We start from the raw sequence: 16431 nt of genomic DNA on the forward strand, positions 1-16431 counted from the left end.
CCGGCACTTCTTCAGGTGTATGATTAACAGAATCAACATGCATAAGGACGGCTTATGAAAATAGTCATTGCTCCGGACTCTTACAAAGAGAGTCTGAGTGCGCTTGAGGTAGCAACTGCGATTGAGCAGGGTTTTCGTGAGATCTGGCCTGATGCGGATTACGTCAAGATCCCGGTTGCCGATGGCGGCGAGGGAACGGTTGAAGCGATGGTTGCCGCAACCGCAGGACGCCTTGTTCATGTTGATGTTACAGGCCCTCTGGGGAGCAGTGTTCAGGCATTTTATGGTTTATCGGGAGATGCGCGCTCGGCATTTATTGAGATGGCTGCAGCCAGCGGGCTGGCGCTGGTACCCGTGGATTCACGTGACCCGCTAAAAACCACCTCTAGGGGAACCGGAGAGCTGATACGTCACGCGCTGGACGCGGGCGTAGAGCATATCGTCATTGGCATTGGCGGTAGCGCAACCAACGATGGCGGCGCGGGGATGGTGCAGGCACTGGGTGCAAGATTACTGGATGCGCAGAATAACGATATTGCCCATGGTGGTGCGGGGCTGGAAGCGCTTGCCAGGATTGATATCTCGCAGTTAGATGCGCGCCTTGCCGCGTGTCAAATCGAAGTAGCCTGCGACGTGACGAACCGGCTTACCGGTAAAGAGGGCGCGTCGGCGGTATTCGGCCCGCAAAAAGGGGCCACGCCAGAAGTGGTTGCCCGTTTGGATCGAGCGTTAACCCATTATGCTCAGCTGATCTCCCGCGATCTGGACGTTAACGTTCTGGAACTGGCTGGCGGCGGTGCCGCCGGGGGCATGGGCGCGGCACTGTATGCATTTTGCGGCGCGCAGTTGCGTAGCGGTATTGAGATCGTGACCGATGCGTTACATCTTGATGCCTGGGTCGCAGATGCCGATTTAGTGGTGACCGGTGAAGGGCGTATCGACAGCCAGACCATACATGGCAAAGTCCCCGTTGGTGTAGCGAACGTTGCGAAGCGTTATAACAAACCGGTTATCGGTATTGCCGGCAGCCTGACCCCGGATGTGGGCATTGTGCATGACCATGGTATTGATGCTGTTTTTAGCGTGATTTATACCATCTGTACGCTGGAAGATGCGCTGAAGAATGCGAAAGAAAATGTCCGCATGACGGCACGCAACGTGGCTGCAACCCTCAATGCAGGGCTGCAGTTACGCTGAGTTGTAGGCCGGATGCGGCGTTTACGCCGCATCCGGCGAACATCACCCCAATATCCGTTTCGCTTCGCGTGCCACGTTGTCCATCTCATCAAGCAGCTCTAAAAACTCAGGCTCTAGATCTTCTTCCTGGGTTCCACTGCGCAGTTGTTGTTCGATGAGCTGGCACAGGTTCTTCATGCGTGGAACGCCGCTGTAGCCGCAACTACCGTGCAGTTTGTGGATCAAATCGACCAGCCCTTCCGGGTTTTCACCGACCAGCTGTTCCTCGATTTTATTACGCACCTCCGGCAGAAAATCGATCAGCATTTGCAGCATATCGCGCGCCAGATTATTTTTTCCGGCGGCTTGCCGCAACGCCAGCTGCCAGTCGAGCGTCGTGTTCGGGTTGACCACCGGCTCAAGAGGCTCTGTGGCAATAGCCCGGATGGCTGTACCAGTACCAGGTTTGTAGCGCAGCAGCAGATTGTGCAGCTTCTCTTCTTCAATCGGTTTTGCCAGATAGTCAGTCATCCCGGCGCTGAGGAGTTTCTCTTTTTGCCCGGCCATGGCGTGCGCGGTAACCGCAATCACCGGCGTCTGCTGTTGATGAGGGAGTTGATGGATTAGTTCACAGGCGCGAATACCGTCCATATCCGGCATCTGAATATCCATCAAAATCAGATCAAACTGCATCTGTTTGGCGCGATCCACCGCCTGATGCCCGCTGTCGCAAAGTTCGACGTGGCGTACCTTATCCTCCAGTAATGCGCCGATCAGTTTGAGATTCGCCGGGTTGTCATCTACCGCCATGACGGTCATCGCAATTTTGCTCTCGTCGACCAGCAACGGCTCGTTGCTTTGGTTCCGATGACAATACTCCGTCAGGGCAGGCAGCAGGCGGGTTGACGTGAGCGGTTTTAACAGACACGCCGCAGCGCCACCTTGTTTTAATTTCTCAGCGTTAATCTGCGCATGGCAAGGCAGCGCCAGTAACAAGAAGTCGGTCATTGCCCGGGCGCTTGCCAGCCGTTCATGTTGCATTGTGAGCGGTTCTCGCAGCGTCACCGGTACGCCAAGCAGCAGAATATCGTAGTGTTCTGCCGGCAACGCGGAGAATGACGGGCTATAAATCACCTCCAGCGGCGTTTCGCTCAGGATATCCAGCGTACATTGTGCCGCATTGGCGTTGGGTTCTACGTAGGCCAGTCGTTTCCCGGCCAGACAGCGGGTAGGTGAGCGTTCACTGAGTACGTTAGGATTGAGGTCAAGGCTGATGTGGAACCAGAAGGTTGATCCACGATTGGGCTGACTGTGGAAGGAGATATCCCCGCCCATTTCGTTGACCAGTTTTTGCGTAATCACCAGGCCCAGCCCGGTGCCGCCGTGGCGTCGCGAAATACTGGCATCCGCCTGGCGGAAGGCCTGGAACAGGCGCGACTGATCGCGTTCCGGAATGCCGATACCGGTATCGCGGATTTGCACTTCAATCTGCACTTTGGTGTTACTGAGGGCGCGTTTCTCCACCAGAATATCGATATTGCCGCTCTCGGTAAATTTGATGGCATTGCCGACCAGATTGGTGATGACCTGCTGCAAACGCAGTGGATCGCCAATCACATTGTCTGGCACGTCGTTCTTAATATTGAGCGTTAGCTCCAGCCCTTTATCATGGGAGGAGTGCGCCAACAGCGTCACCACATCGTCCAGCGTGCTGCGTAGCGGGAACGGGATACTTTCCAGAATCAACTTGCCTGCTTCCAGTTTGGAGAAGTCGAGCACGTCGTTGATGATGGCCAGCAAATTGTTGGCGGAGCGTTCAATGGTATTCAGGTGATCGCGTTGGGTGGTGTTCAACTCGGTTTTTAGCGTCAGGCGGGTAAAGCCAATCACGCCATTGAGCGGCGTACGCAGCTCATGCGACATGTTTGCCAGAAACTCGGATTTGATACGCGCCGCTTCCTGGGCGCGTTTCTTCGCCAGATCCAGCTCAACGTTCTGGATCTCCATCTGCTCCAGCGTTTCGCGTAGGTCAGACGTGGCCTGATCGATATTGTGCTGCATCTCTTCATGGTAGGCCGCCAGCGACATCGCCATCGAGTTGATACCGTTTTTCAGCATATCCAGCTCGCCCAGCATGAAGCCTTCTACTCGACTGTCGAGCTGCCCTCGTCGTATCCGGTCAACGGTATTCACCATGTTGCAGATAGGGCCGGTCACGTCGCGCATCAGACGCCAGCCAAAAATTAACGCAATACCGATGCAAAACAGCATCATCACGGTTGAAATAAAGATTTCTTTGTACTGCTGTAGCCGCACCGATTTAAGATCTAATTCAAGCGCCACGTACCCCAGCATATTTTTTGTGTTTTTCGCGTCGCTGACCGCAGACTCATCCGGAGAATAACTTTCCGATATAATTGGGGTGCGCAGGATCATGATATCCCCCTGTCGGATGACGCTCAGTTTTCGGGGAAACGGCGCACCGGCAGGCAGCTGCATTTCTGATGGATCGAGATGGAAATTTGACGTGACGAACAGCCGATTATTTTCATCATAGACCGAAATCGCCCGCACAATTTCGGAATGGCGACGGTGCAGCACGCTAATAAGCTGGCCGATAGACTCCCGATTTTGTAGGTTCATGCCATATTCGCTGGAGACTGCGAGTGGCTCAATGATGCTGGCACCAGCATCTTCCAGTTGACGCTGCAAGTCGTTATAGCGATGCACAACAAAAAAGATACTGAGCAGCAAACCTATCAGGACGGTCGGTGCCAGGATCAGAATCATCATGCGAGCGCGCAGGCTGTAGTTGGTCATGGAGTTCCGTTATGGGACAATTAGGGTCACACTGTTAAATAGAGAAAACTCTCGTCGATGGCGCAATTCTACTCTGCAAAACGACGCGTGACGACGCGTCAGATCATAACCGTTACCGTCAATGACCTCGATCCTTTTGGTCAGGGCGTCGCTCGCCATAACGGGAAGACCCTGTTTATACCGGAATTACTGCCCCAGGAAAGCGCTGAGGTGGCAATCACCGAAGATAAAAAACAGTTCGCCCGCGCGCAAGTCAAACGTCGTTTAAACGACAGCCCAGACCGTGAAGTGCCACGTTGCCCACACTTTGGCGTATGTGGTGGCTGCCAGCAGCAGCATGCCAGCATTTCTTTACAGCAACGTAGCAAAAGCGCGGCGCTGTCACGCTTAATGAAATGTGAAGTGTCAGAGGTTATTGCCGACACGCCATGGGGCTATCGCCGTCGTGCGCGTTTAAGCCTGAACTATCGGGCGAAAGAAAAGCAGTTGCAGATGGGGTTTCGTAAATCTGGCTCCAGTGACATTATCGACGTGAAGCAGTGCCCCGTTTTGGTGCCCCAACTTGAGGCGCTGCTGCCCGATATCAGGGCATGCCTGGAAAGTCTGCAAGGGTTACGCCATCTTGGCCATGTTGAATTAGTGCAGGCTGGCAACGGCACGGTGATGATTTTGCGCCATACGTCGCCGCTAAATACTGCTGATAAAGAAAAACTGGAATGCTTTTCGCATTCTCAGGGACTGTCTTTGTTTCTGGCCCCGCAAAGCGAGATACTGGAACGCGTTTCAGGAGAATCACCCTGGTATGACTCAAATGGGCTACGTTTAACCTTCAGCCCGCGTGATTTTATCCAGGTGAATGCTGGGGTAAATCAACAGATGGTTGCCCGAGCGCTGGAATGGCTGGATGTACAACCTGAAGATCGGGTGCTCGATCTGTTTTGCGGCATGGGTAACTTCACGCTGCCGCTAGCAACCCGTGCGGCAAGCGTGGTGGGCGTTGAAGGCGTGCCTGCGCTGGTGGATAAAGGCCGCGAGAACGCCCTGAATAACGGATTACACAATGTGACATTCTTTCATGAGAATCTTGAGGAGGATGTCACCCGGCAGCCGTGGGCAAAGAACGGATTTGACAAAGTTTTACTCGATCCCGCGCGTGCAGGTGCTGCAGGCGTGATGCAACATATTATAAAATTAAAACCGGGTCGCGTTGTTTATGTATCCTGTAATCCTGCTACGCTGGCTCGTGACAGCGAAGCGTTACTCAACGCGGGATACACCATTCAGCGACTGGCGATGCTCGATATGTTCCCGCACACCGGACACCTGGAGTCAATGGTCCTGTTTGAGCATAGGTAATGAATCTTATACCCACTGGATTTCGGCGCGCAGTAGCCTGAAACCCAATGGGTACGGCTTGTCGACTTCGACAGGCCAGGCCCCTTAAGGAGAGGACGATGGTTGCGGTAAGAAGTGCACATATTAATAAAGCTGGTGAGTTTGATCCCAAAAAATGGATCGCCAGTCTGGGGATCACCAGCCAGCAGTCGTGTGAACGCTTAGCCGAAACCTGGGCGTATTGCCTGCAGCAGACACAGGGGCATCCGGATGCGGAGTTGCTGTTGTGGCGCGGTGTGGAGATGGTAGAAATTCTCTCTATGCTGAGTATGGATATGGACACGCTGCGGGCCGCTATGCTTTTCCCTCTGGCGGATGCTAACGTGGTCAGCGAAGACATCCTGAGCGAGAACGCGGGGAAGTCAATCGTCAATCTTATCCATGGCGTGCGTGATATGGCGGCGATACGTCAGCTGAAAGCCACGCATACCGATTCGGTCTCTTCCGAACAGGTTGATAACGTCCGTCGCATGCTGCTGGCCATGGTCGACGACTTCCGCTGTGTGGTCATTAAATTGGCGGAGCGTATCGCGCACCTGCGCGAAGTCAAGGACGCACCAGAAGACGAACGTGTACTGGCGGCAAAAGAGTGCACCAATATTTATGCGCCGCTGGCCAATCGATTAGGTATCGGGCAGTTAAAATGGGAGCTGGAAGATTACTGCTTCCGCTACCTGCATCCGGACGAATACAAGCGAATCGCCAAGCTGTTGCACGAACGCCGTATCGACAGAGAACACTACATTGATGAGTTCGTCGGTCACCTGCGTTCAGAGATGAAAATCGAAGGCGTGAAGGCCGAGGTGTATGGTCGTCCGAAACACATCTACAGCATCTGGCGCAAAATGCAGAAAAAGCAGTTGGCTTTTGATGAGCTGTTCGATGTGCGCGCCGTGCGCATCGTCGCCGAGCGGTTACAGGATTGCTATGCCGCACTGGGGATAGTACATACTCACTATCGGCATCTGCCGGACGAGTTCGATGATTACGTCGCGAATCCCAAACCCAACGGTTATCAATCAATCCATACGGTTGTGTTGGGGCCGGGTGGTAAAACCATCGAAATCCAGATCCGCACTAAACAGATGCACGAGGATGCTGAACTGGGTGTCGCGGCGCACTGGAAGTACAAAGAGGGTACCGCTTCAGGTGCAGCGCGTTCGGGTCATGAAGACCGAATTGCCTGGCTGCGTAAGCTGATCGCCTGGCAGGAAGAGATGGCAGACTCCGGTGAGATGCTCGATGAAGTGCGTAGCCAGGTCTTTGATGACAGAGTTTACGTCTTTACGCCAAAAGGCGATGTGGTGGACTTACCGGCGGGCTCGACGCCGCTAGATTTTGCTTACCATATCCATAGTGATGTCGGTCATCGCTGTATTGGTGCCAAAATTGGTGGGCGCATTGTGCCGTTTACCTACCAGTTGCAGATGGGCGATCAAATTGAAATCATCACCCAGAAGCAGCCAAACCCAAGTCGCGATTGGCTGAACCCTAACCTCGGGTACGTGACCACCAGCCGTGGGCGCTCCAAGATCCATGCCTGGTTCCGCAAGCAGGATCGCGACAAGAATATCCTCGCGGGCAGACAAATCCTTGATGATGAACTGGCGCACTTAGGCATTAGTCTGAAAGAAGCCGAAAAGCATCTGCTGCCGCGCTACAACTTTAACGAGCTGGAAGAGCTGCTGGCGGCGATTGGCGGTGGGGATATCCGTCTTAACCAGATGGTGAACTTCCTGCAATCGCAGTTTAACAAGCCGAGCGCCGCCGAGCAGGATGCCGCCGCGCTGAAGCAGTTGCAGCAGAAAACGCATGCGCCACAAAACCGCCGTAAAGATGATGGTCGCGTGGTGGTTGAAGGGGTAGGTAACCTGATGCACCACATCGCACGCTGCTGCCAGCCGATTCCTGGCGATGAGATTGTGGGGTTCATCACCCAGGGGCGCGGTATATCCGTGCATCGGGCGGATTGCGAACAGCTGGTAGAACTGCGTTCTCATGCGCCGGAGCGTATCGTCGATGCGGTTTGGGGCGAAAGCTACTCGGCGGGGTATTCGCTGGTGGTCCGCGTCCAGGCGAACGATCGTAGCGGTTTATTGCGCGATATCACCACCATCCTCGCCAATGAGAAGGTGAACGTGCTGGGGGTTGCCAGTCGTAGCGATACCAAACAGCAGCTTGCCACCATCGATATGACCATCGAAATCTATAACCTGCAGGTGCTCGGGCGCGTACTTGGCAAGCTCAATCAGGTGCCGGATGTGATCGACGCGCGTCGTCTGCACGGTAATTAATCATTTGTAGGCCGGATAAGGCGTGCCGCCATCCGGCAATATCACTATGCCCGATGGCGCTTTGCTTATCGGGCCTACGTTTTCAGGATCTTGTAATGAATCAAATCGACCGACTGCTCGGTATTATGCAGCGCCTGCGCGACCCGGAAAACGGCTGTCCGTGGGATAAAGAGCAGACTTTCGCCACCATCGCCCCCTATACCCTCGAAGAAACCTATGAAGTGCTCGATGCCATTGCGCGTGAAGACTTCGACGATCTGCGCGGAGAGTTGGGGGATTTACTGTTCCAGGTGGTGTTTTACGCGCAGATGGCACAGGAAGAAGGGCGCTTTAATTTTGATGATATTTGTGCGGCCATCAGCGATAAACTTGAACGCCGTCATCCGCATGTTTTTGCCGATGTTTCCGCCAGCAACAGCACTGAGGTGTTAACCCGTTGGGAGCAAATTAAAAGCGAAGAACGTGCGCAGAAAGCCCAACATTCCGCATTGGACGATATTCCCCGTAGTTTACCGGCGCTGATGCGCGCTCAAAAAATCCAGAAACGCTGCTCAAATGTTGGTTTTGACTGGAAGACGTTAGGACCGGTGGTCGACAAGGTTTATGAAGAGATCGACGAAGTCATGTTCGAAGCGAAGCAGGCCGTCGTCGACCAGGCTAAACTGGAGGAGGAAATGGGCGACCTGCTGTTTGCCACGGTCAATATGGCCCGCCATTTAGGCACAAAAGCCGAGACCGCATTACAGAAAGCGAACGAAAAATTTGAGCGACGTTTTCGTGAAGTTGAACGGATTGTTGCTGAACGCGGTCTGGAAATGACTGGTGTTGATCTGGAAACTATGGAAGAAGTCTGGCAACAGGTAAAACGCCAGGAAATTGATCTCTAAGGGGTTTCGTCGGTCAAGGGCGATTTGTGTGATTTTTTAAATAACAAGCGATTGATTTACGTCAAAAACATTTACCCCAAAGGGGCTATTTTCTCACTCCCGATGTTAATGTGAGCCTGGTGAAGAGGAGGAATAATGAAAGTTTGTGGCGCTCGCCATGTTCGGGTATACTACTTTCCCGTCTTGGTAATTCCATCGTTTCACCCTAACTTCTCAGGTCCAGCATGACAACGAACTATATTTTTGTGACCGGCGGGGTCGTATCCTCTCTGGGAAAAGGCATTGCCGCAGCCTCCCTGGCAGCCATTCTTGAAGCCCGTGGCCTCAATGTAACCATGATGAAACTGGATCCGTACATCAACGTCGATCCAGGTACTATGAGCCCAATCCAACACGGGGAAGTGTTCGTTACCGAAGACGGCGCTGAAACCGATCTGGACCTGGGTCACTACGAGCGTTTCATCCGCACCAAAATGAGCCGCCGCAACAACTTCACCACCGGTCGTATTTACTCTGACGTTCTGCGTAAAGAACGTCGTGGCGACTATCTGGGCGCAACCGTTCAGGTTATCCCGCACATCACGAATGCAATCAAAGAACGCGTTCTGGAAGGCGGTGAAGGTCATGATGTTGTTCTGGTCGAAATCGGCGGAACCGTTGGGGATATCGAATCTCTGCCGTTCCTTGAAGCGATTCGCCAGATGGCCGTGGAAATTGGCCGCGAACATACGCTGTTTATGCATCTGACGCTGGTTCCCTACATGGCGGCGGCAGGTGAAGTCAAAACTAAACCGACTCAGCACTCTGTAAAAGAGCTGCTTTCTATCGGTATTCAGCCTGATATTCTGATTTGCCGCTCCGATCGTGCTGTTCCGGCTAATGAACGTGCAAAAATTGCATTGTTCTGTAACGTCCCGGAAAAAGCGGTGATTTCTCTGAAAGATGTCGATTCTATCTATAAAATTCCAGGCTTGTTGAAATCTCAGGGGCTGGACGATTATATTTGTAAACGATTCAGCTTGAACTGTCCGGAAGCAAATCTGTCAGAATGGGAACAGGTTATCTACGAAGAAGCCAATCCGGCAGGCGAAGTGACTATCGGTATGGTCGGCAAGTACATTGAGCTGCCGGATGCCTATAAGTCAGTTATCGAAGCGCTGAAGCACGGTGGTCTGAAGAATCGTGTCACCGTCAACATCAAGCTGATCGATTCGCAGGATGTTGAAACGCGCGGTGTTGAGATCCTGAAAGGTCTCGACGCTATCCTGATCCCAGGCGGCTTCGGCTACCGTGGTGTTGAAGGTAAAATCGCGACGGCACGCTTTGCGCGTGAGAACAATATTCCTTATCTGGGCATTTGCCTGGGTATGCAGGTAGCGTTGATTGAGTTTGCTCGTAACGTCGTGGGTATGGACAACGCCAACTCCACGGAATTTGTGCCAGACTGTAAGTACCCGGTGGTGGCCCTGATTACCGAATGGCGTGATGAAGACGGCAACGTCGAAGTCCGTACCGAGAAGAGCGATCTGGGCGGCACGATGCGCCTTGGTGCGCAGCAGTGTCAGCTGGACGACGAGAGTCTGGTGCGTAAGCTGTACGGCACGCCGACAATTGTTGAACGCCATCGCCACCGCTACGAAGTCAACAATATGCTGTTGAAACAAATTGAAGCTGCGGGTCTGCGTGTTGCAGGCCGCTCCGGTGATGATCAGTTGGTCGAGATCATTGAGGTACCGAATCATCCGTGGTTCGTGGCCTGTCAGTTCCACCCGGAATTTACTTCCACGCCACGTGATGGGCACCCGCTGTTTGCCGGCTTTGTGAAAGCCGCCAGTGAACATCAGAAGCGTCAGGCGAAGTAAGAAGTAAAAAGTTAGAACGGCAATGCACCCATCCGGGTGCATTGTTTGTCTGGAGTTTTAGTTTAACTTGTACTGAGGAAAACCTAATGTCCAAAATCGTTAAAATCATCGGTCGTGAAATCATCGACTCCCGTGGTAACCCGACTGTTGAAGCCGAAGTACACCTGGAAGGTGGTTTCGTTGGTATGGCAGCAGCGCCGTCAGGTGCTTCTACTGGTTCCCGCGAAGCACTGGAACTGCGCGATGGCGACAAATCCCGTTTCATGGGTAAAGGCGTACTGAAAGCGGTTGGCGCGGTAAACGGCCCAATTGCTCAGGCTCTGCTGGGTAAAGATGCTAAAGATCAGGCTGGCATCGACAAGATCATGATCGATCTGGACGGTACTGAAAACAAATCCAACTTCGGTGCAAACGCCATTCTGGCTGTGTCCCTGGCGAACGCCAAAGCAGCAGCTGCTGCTAAAGGCCTGCCGCTGTATGCACACATCGCAGAACTGAACGGTACTCCGGGCAAATTCTCTATGCCGGTTCCGATGATGAACATCATCAACGGTGGTGAGCACGCTGACAACAACGTCGACATCCAGGAATTTATGATTCAGCCGGTTGGCGCTAAATCCCTGAAAGAAGCCGTACGTATGGGTTCTGAAGTGTTCCACAACCTGGCTAAAGTTCTGAAAGCCAAAGGCATGAACACTGCAGTTGGTGACGAAGGTGGCTACGCGCCGAACCTGGGTTCCAACGCAGAAGCTCTGGCTGTTATTGCTGAAGCGGTTAAAGCAGCAGGCTACGAGTTGGGCAAAGACATCACTCTGGCGATGGACTGTGCAGCATCTGAATTCTACAAAGACGGTAAATACGTTCTGGCTGGCGAAGGCAACAAAGCATTCACCTCCGAAGAATTCACTCACTTCCTGGAAGAACTGACCAAACAGTACCCGATCGTGTCCATCGAAGATGGTCTGGACGAGTCTGACTGGGACGGTTTCGCATACCAGACTAAAGTACTGGGCGACAAAATCCAGCTGGTTGGTGACGATCTGTTCGTAACCAACACCAAGATCCTGAAAGAAGGCATCGACAAAGGCATCGTTAACTCCATCCTGATCAAATTCAACCAGATCGGTTCTCTGACCGAAACTCTGGCTGCGATCAAAATGGCGAAAGACGCTGGCTACACGGCTGTCATCTCTCACCGTTCTGGCGAAACTGAAGACGCAACCATCGCTGACCTGGCTGTTGGTACCGCTGCAGGCCAGATCAAAACCGGTTCTATGAGCCGTTCTGACCGCGTTGCTAAGTACAACCAGCTGATTCGTATCGAAGAAGCTCTGGGTGAACAAGCGCCGTACAACGGTCGTAAAGAGATCAAAGGTCAGGCGTAGTCCTGCTCTTTAGCTCTTAACGTAAAAACCCGCTTCGGCGGGTTTTTTTATGTCTTTAAAGTAGCAGCGGCAGCGTCGCACTGGCGGTTTGCTGACTCACATCGCTGTACTTTTCATCCAGCGCGATAAGCGATGTGGTGAGCAATTCAACTAATAACATTACGCCCACTTTGGCATTGAGCGCCCCAGCACTCAGGGGCCCTTCGGGTTTGGCTGCAACCAGTTGGATATCACTCAGTGAGGCCAGCGGACTGCGCGGCGTGTTGCTCAGCGCCAGTACGGGGACGCCATGCTTACGCGCAAGTTTAACGACATGAAGCAGATCGCGAGTGGAGCCTGAACTGGAAATTGCCACCACCAGCGAGTCTTTGGAAAGCGTAGTGGCATTCATGGCGGCACGATGCATGTCGCTGAACAGTTGTGCGGGCTTGCCCAGACGTAACAGTTTGTAATGCAGATATTCCCCCAGAATCGCACTGGCCGCCACGCCATAAATCTGTACCGACTGGGCCTGGTGCAGCGCGAGGGCGGCGGCTTCGAGTAATGTCCTGTCGAGTAATTTTGCGGTGTCCTGCAAGGCCTGCACGGATTCATTGACCACATTGTCAATCTCATCGCCGCCGTGTTCGATCGACTGTCCGTGCTGGAGATCAAGCGCCAGCGCCATCTTAAATTCGTTATAGCCCTTACATCCTAGCGTGCGGCACAGACGCGTGACGCTGGCCTCGCTGGTGTCGCTTTCGCGCGCCAGTTCGGTAATCGTTAGATAGACAACTTTTGCCGGATCGCTCAGCACAAACTCACCCAGCTTCTGCTGTGTACGGCTGTATCCGTCTACGCCCTGGCGCAGTCTCAGCAGCAGGTTTTCATTTTCAGGCATGCAAAATCCTTAATACGTTTCTCTGGCGATAGTGTGGCGGAAAGCGGGGGAGAGATGCCAGTCATTTCAAAAAAGTATGATCGACTTCCAGAATTTTGATGATAATTTTCATTTATAAAATTATTTATGGTAAAAATTTTCATCAATTGTCAGGGGAATGAAAAAATGATGAATATGTTTAGCGGCGCGTCGTCAGGGGCGTGGTTTGAAAAGGCACAGCGGTTTGGCAAATCGTTTATGCTGCCAATTGCGATATTACCCGCTGCGGGGCTGTTACTGGGTATTGGTGGTGCATTATCAAACCCTAATACGTTGACGGCCTACCCGTTTTTAGATGTTGACTGGTTGCAGGCTATCTTCACTATCATGACCAGCGCGGGATCCATTGTGTTCGCCAACTTGTCGGTGCTTTTTGCGGTTGGTGTAGCAGTGGGCCTGGCGAAGACGGATAAAGGCACTGCGGGGCTTGCCGCGCTGCTGGCGTTTCTGGTGATGAATGCCACTATCAACGCTTTGCTGATCCTGAACGGGACGCTGGCGCATGAGAACCCAGGTGCTGTTGGTCAGGGAATGACGCTGGGTATCCAGACGCTGGAAACGGGTGTGTTTGGTGGTGTGGTGATAGGCCTTGTTACCTGCGCGCTGCACAGTCGCTTTAATAAAGTCTCGCTACCGCAGTTTCTGGGTTTCTTTAGCGGCTCGCGCTTTGTTCCGATCATTAGCTCGCTTGCGGCGATTGCAGTCGGTGCCGCAATGACGGTGGTCTGGCCCCATTTCCAGAAACTCATATTTGGACTGGGTGGCCTTGTTGATGCAACGGGTTATCTGGGAACGCTGTTGTACGGTTTTATCCTGCGTATGCTTGGTCCACTGGGTCTGCATCATATCTTTTATCTGCCATTCTGGACGACGGCACTCGGTGGCAGTGAAATCGTTAACGGCCAATTAGTGGAAGGCACACAACGTATTTTCTTCGCTCAGCTTGCCGATCCGAACACTCAGCAGTTCTATGTGGGTACCTCCCGCTTTATGTCCGGGCGCTTCATTACCATGATGTTCGGTTTGCTTGGGGCATGTCTGGCGATGTACCACACGGCGAAGTCAGAGAACAAAAAAGTTGTCGCGGGTCTGCTGCTGTCTGCTGCGCTGACTTCCTTCCTGACCGGCATCACTGAGCCTATTGAGTTCTCCTTCTTGTTCGTGGCACCCGTGTTATATGTCATTCACGCCTTCTTCGATGGCCTGGCATTTATGATTGCCCATATTTTACATATCACCATCGGGCAAACCTTCTCGGGAGGACTGATCGATTTCATCCTCTTTGGCGTATTGCAGGGCGAAGCGAAAACCAACTGGATGTACGTGCCTATGGTGGGCGTGCCGTGGTTCTTCCTGTACTACTTCACCTTCCGCTATTTGATCAACCGCTTTGGCTGGATGACGCCGGGTCGTGAGAACGCAACGTTAGTAGAAAATGCGTTGCCTCAAAGCGAACGTGCCGCAGCAGTGGTTGCCGGACTGGGGGGCAAAGAGAATCTGGAAGAGGTGGATTGTTGCGCCACGCGACTACGCGTGACGGTGAAAGATGGCAGCAAGGTTGATGAAGCCGCACTGAAAGCAACCGGGGCGCGTGGCGTGATTATTCGTGGCAATGGTGTTCAGGTGATTTATGGCCCGCACGTCACCATTATCAAAAATGAAGTTGAAGAGATTTTATCGTAATGAAAACTGTACTGGATACGCTGAAAGGTAAGTTAATTGTCTCCTGTCAGGCGCTGGAAAATGAGCCTCTGCACAGCCCGTTTATCATGTCACGGATGGCATTGGCGGCAGCACAGGGAGGGGCTGTCGGTATCCGTGCGAACAGCGTCGTGGACATTCGCGCCATTAAAGAAAGCGTCGCACTGCCGATCATTGGCATCATCAAACGTGATTATCCGGGTAGCGACGTGTTTATCACCGCCACTATGAAGGAAGTGGATGAGTTAATGACCGTTGAGCCGGAAATTATTGCCCTTGATGCGACTGCGCGCCCACGTCCAGGTGGGCAAACGCTGGACGCGTTGGTTATGCAGATTCGCGCGCGCTACCCATCTGTGCTGTTGATGGCGGACATCGCCAGCGTAGACGAAGCCGTCACCGCAGAACGACTGGGTTTTGACTGCGTGGGTACGACGCTTTATGGCTACACGGTAGAGACGCGTGGGCATGTGCTAGCGGATAACGACTGTGGTTTTTTACGTGAGGTACTGGCTGCAGTCAGCCTGCCGGTAGTGGCAGAGGGGAATGTCGACACCCCTGAACGGGCTGCACACTGTCTGGCATTAGGCGCGCATACCGTAGTGGTTGGGGGGGCGATCACCCGTCCGCAACAAATAACGGCACGCTTTGTCACGGCGATCGCCTCGTAAAGCAACGATCGGGCATGATACTTTGGCGGGGATCTGCGATAATTATCGTTTATCCCCACATTGAGAAGACTATGCAGTACCCGATTAATGAGATGTTCCAGACCCTGCAAGGTGAGGGTTATTTTACCGGCGTCCCCGCCATTTTTATTCGTTTACAGGGATGCCCGGTTGGCTGTGCCTGGTGCGATACCAAACACACCTGGGATAAGCTTGAGGATCGGGAAGTCTCGCTTTACAGCATCCTGGCCAAGACTAAAGAGAGCGATAAATGGGGCGCGGCGAGCGGCGAAGATCTGCTGGCTGTGATTCAGCGTCAGGGCTATACCGCCCGCCATGTGGTGATCACCGGTGGTGAACCCTGCATTCACGACCTGATGCCGCTGACCGACTTGCTGGAAAAAAATGGCTTTAGCTGCCAGATTGAAACCAGCGGCACGCATGAAGTCCGCTGTACGCCGAACACCTGGGTGACTGTCTCTCCCAAGGTGAATATGCGCGGCGGCTATGACGTGTTATCTCAGGCGCTGGAACGCGCCAATGAAATCAAGCATCCGGTAGGGCGTGTTCGCGACATTGAAGCACTGGATGAACTGCTGGCGACGTTGACCGATGATAAGCCGCGCATCATTGCTTTACAGCCGATCAGTCAGAAGGATGATGCCACGCGCCTGTGTATTGATACCTGTATTGCGCGTAACTGGCGTCTGTCGATGCAAACGCATAAATATCTGAATATTGCCTGATAAATTTTGCCGGGTGCGCTTCGCTTGCCCGGCCTACGCTTGTAGATACGTGTAGACCGTATAAGGCGCTCCGCCATCCGGCAATGACTCTGAATCACTCGCCGCGATAGACGCAGCCCGCCGTGCAGGTCTCTTTTACCATCACCGCGCTCAGCAGCGGAACCAGCGGTTTCATCTCATCCCAGATCCACTTCGCCAGTACTTCACTGGTCGGATTCTCAAGACCCGGAATATCATTCAAATAGTAGTGATCAAGGCGATTGTACGTCGGCTTAAATGCCGCTTTTAACTCGGAAAAGTCCATAATCCAACCGGTATGGGGATCGACTTCACCCGTAATTTCAAGACGCACCATAAATGAGTGACCATGCAGACGGCCACATTTGTGCCCTTCTGGTACGTGCGGCAGGTGGTGAGCGGCTTCGAAGGTGAAATCTTTAAACAGGGTGGTGGACATTATCTACTCTCAAGAATGCAAAAAACCGCCGTAGGGTACCTTATAATACGAATTTTATCATTAGTTAAACGGGCGCTGAGTATCCTGACAGTGCATTCATGCAATCAATATCAAATAACTA

The 16431-nt window shown here is 52.9% G+C and carries 12 protein-coding genes; 9 read left to right on the top strand and 3 right to left on the bottom strand.

Annotated features, from left to right (window positions below; genetic code table 11):
* Nucleotides 1-54: 54 nt before the first annotated feature.
* Nucleotides 55-1197, top strand: coding sequence for a glycerate kinase (locus IB214_RS04525; RefSeq protein ID WP_117343138.1), 1143 nt, complete (start codon nt 55-57; stop codon nt 1195-1197).
* 42 nt (nt 1198-1239) lie between these two features.
* Here IB214_RS04525 and barA read toward each other — a convergent pair whose 3' ends face one another.
* Nucleotides 1240-3996: a two-component sensor histidine kinase BarA gene (gene barA, locus IB214_RS04530; protein WP_117343139.1), complete on the bottom strand. Its 2757-nt coding sequence runs from the start codon at nt 3994-3996 to the stop codon at nt 1240-1242.
* 57 nt (nt 3997-4053) lie between these two features.
* Between barA and rlmD the strand changes: the two genes are divergently transcribed.
* The 5 genes from rlmD (at nt 4054) to eno (ending at nt 11819) form a co-directional block, all read left to right on the top strand.
* On the top strand, nt 4054-5352 hold the full coding sequence (rlmD, locus tag IB214_RS04535; RefSeq protein WP_117343140.1) for a 23S rRNA (uracil(1939)-C(5))-methyltransferase RlmD: 1299 nt from the start codon (nt 4054-4056) through the stop codon (nt 5350-5352).
* A gap of 98 nt (nt 5353-5450) precedes the next feature.
* Nucleotides 5451-7685, top strand: coding sequence for a GTP diphosphokinase (gene relA, locus IB214_RS04540; RefSeq protein ID WP_115257597.1), 2235 nt, complete (start codon nt 5451-5453; stop codon nt 7683-7685).
* Between the two features lie 95 nt (nt 7686-7780).
* Nucleotides 7781-8572, top strand: a complete 792-nt coding sequence (gene mazG / locus IB214_RS04545) for a nucleoside triphosphate pyrophosphohydrolase (protein ID WP_117343141.1) — start codon at nt 7781-7783, stop codon at nt 8570-8572.
* Nucleotides 8573-8796: 224 nt separating this feature from the next.
* On the top strand, nt 8797-10434 hold the full coding sequence (pyrG, locus tag IB214_RS04550; protein ID WP_096755904.1) for a glutamine hydrolyzing CTP synthase: 1638 nt from the start codon (nt 8797-8799) through the stop codon (nt 10432-10434).
* 86 nt (nt 10435-10520) lie between these two features.
* Nucleotides 10521-11819 carry a phosphopyruvate hydratase gene (gene eno, locus IB214_RS04555; RefSeq protein WP_115257599.1) on the top strand — a complete coding sequence of 433 codons (1299 nt, stop codon included), beginning with the start codon at nt 10521-10523 and terminating at the stop codon, nt 11817-11819.
* Between the two features lie 55 nt (nt 11820-11874).
* Here eno and IB214_RS04560 read toward each other — a convergent pair whose 3' ends face one another.
* Entirely contained in the window at nt 11875-12699 is an 825-nt protein-coding gene (locus IB214_RS04560) for a MurR/RpiR family transcriptional regulator (protein ID WP_117343142.1), read from the bottom strand.
* Between the two features lie 165 nt (nt 12700-12864).
* Here IB214_RS04560 and IB214_RS04565 point away from each other — a divergent pair, with 165 nt between their 5' ends.
* The 3 genes from IB214_RS04565 (at nt 12865) to queE (ending at nt 15853) form a co-directional block, all read left to right on the top strand.
* Nucleotides 12865-14421, top strand: coding sequence for a PTS transporter subunit EIIC (locus IB214_RS04565; RefSeq protein ID WP_117343232.1), 1557 nt, complete (start codon nt 12865-12867; stop codon nt 14419-14421).
* Nucleotides 14421-15110, top strand: coding sequence for an N-acetylmannosamine-6-phosphate 2-epimerase (locus IB214_RS04570; protein ID WP_117343143.1), 690 nt, complete (start codon nt 14421-14423; stop codon nt 15108-15110). Before IB214_RS04565 ends, IB214_RS04570 begins: the two co-directional genes overlap by 1 nt.
* A gap of 71 nt (nt 15111-15181) precedes the next feature.
* Nucleotides 15182-15853, top strand: coding sequence for a 7-carboxy-7-deazaguanine synthase QueE (gene queE, locus IB214_RS04575; RefSeq protein WP_115257603.1), 672 nt, complete (start codon nt 15182-15184; stop codon nt 15851-15853).
* A gap of 94 nt (nt 15854-15947) precedes the next feature.
* On the opposite strand, the gene queD is transcribed toward queE, so the two are convergent.
* Nucleotides 15948-16310 (bottom strand): 6-carboxytetrahydropterin synthase QueD, encoded by a 363-nt coding sequence (gene queD, locus IB214_RS04580; protein ID WP_096755909.1) that lies wholly within the window; start codon nt 16308-16310, stop codon nt 15948-15950.
* Nucleotides 16311-16431: the final 121 nt, after the last annotated feature.

The organism is Citrobacter sp. C1 (genome assembly GCF_014596895.2).
Classification (GTDB): domain Bacteria; phylum Pseudomonadota; class Gammaproteobacteria; order Enterobacterales; family Enterobacteriaceae; genus Citrobacter; species Citrobacter gillenii.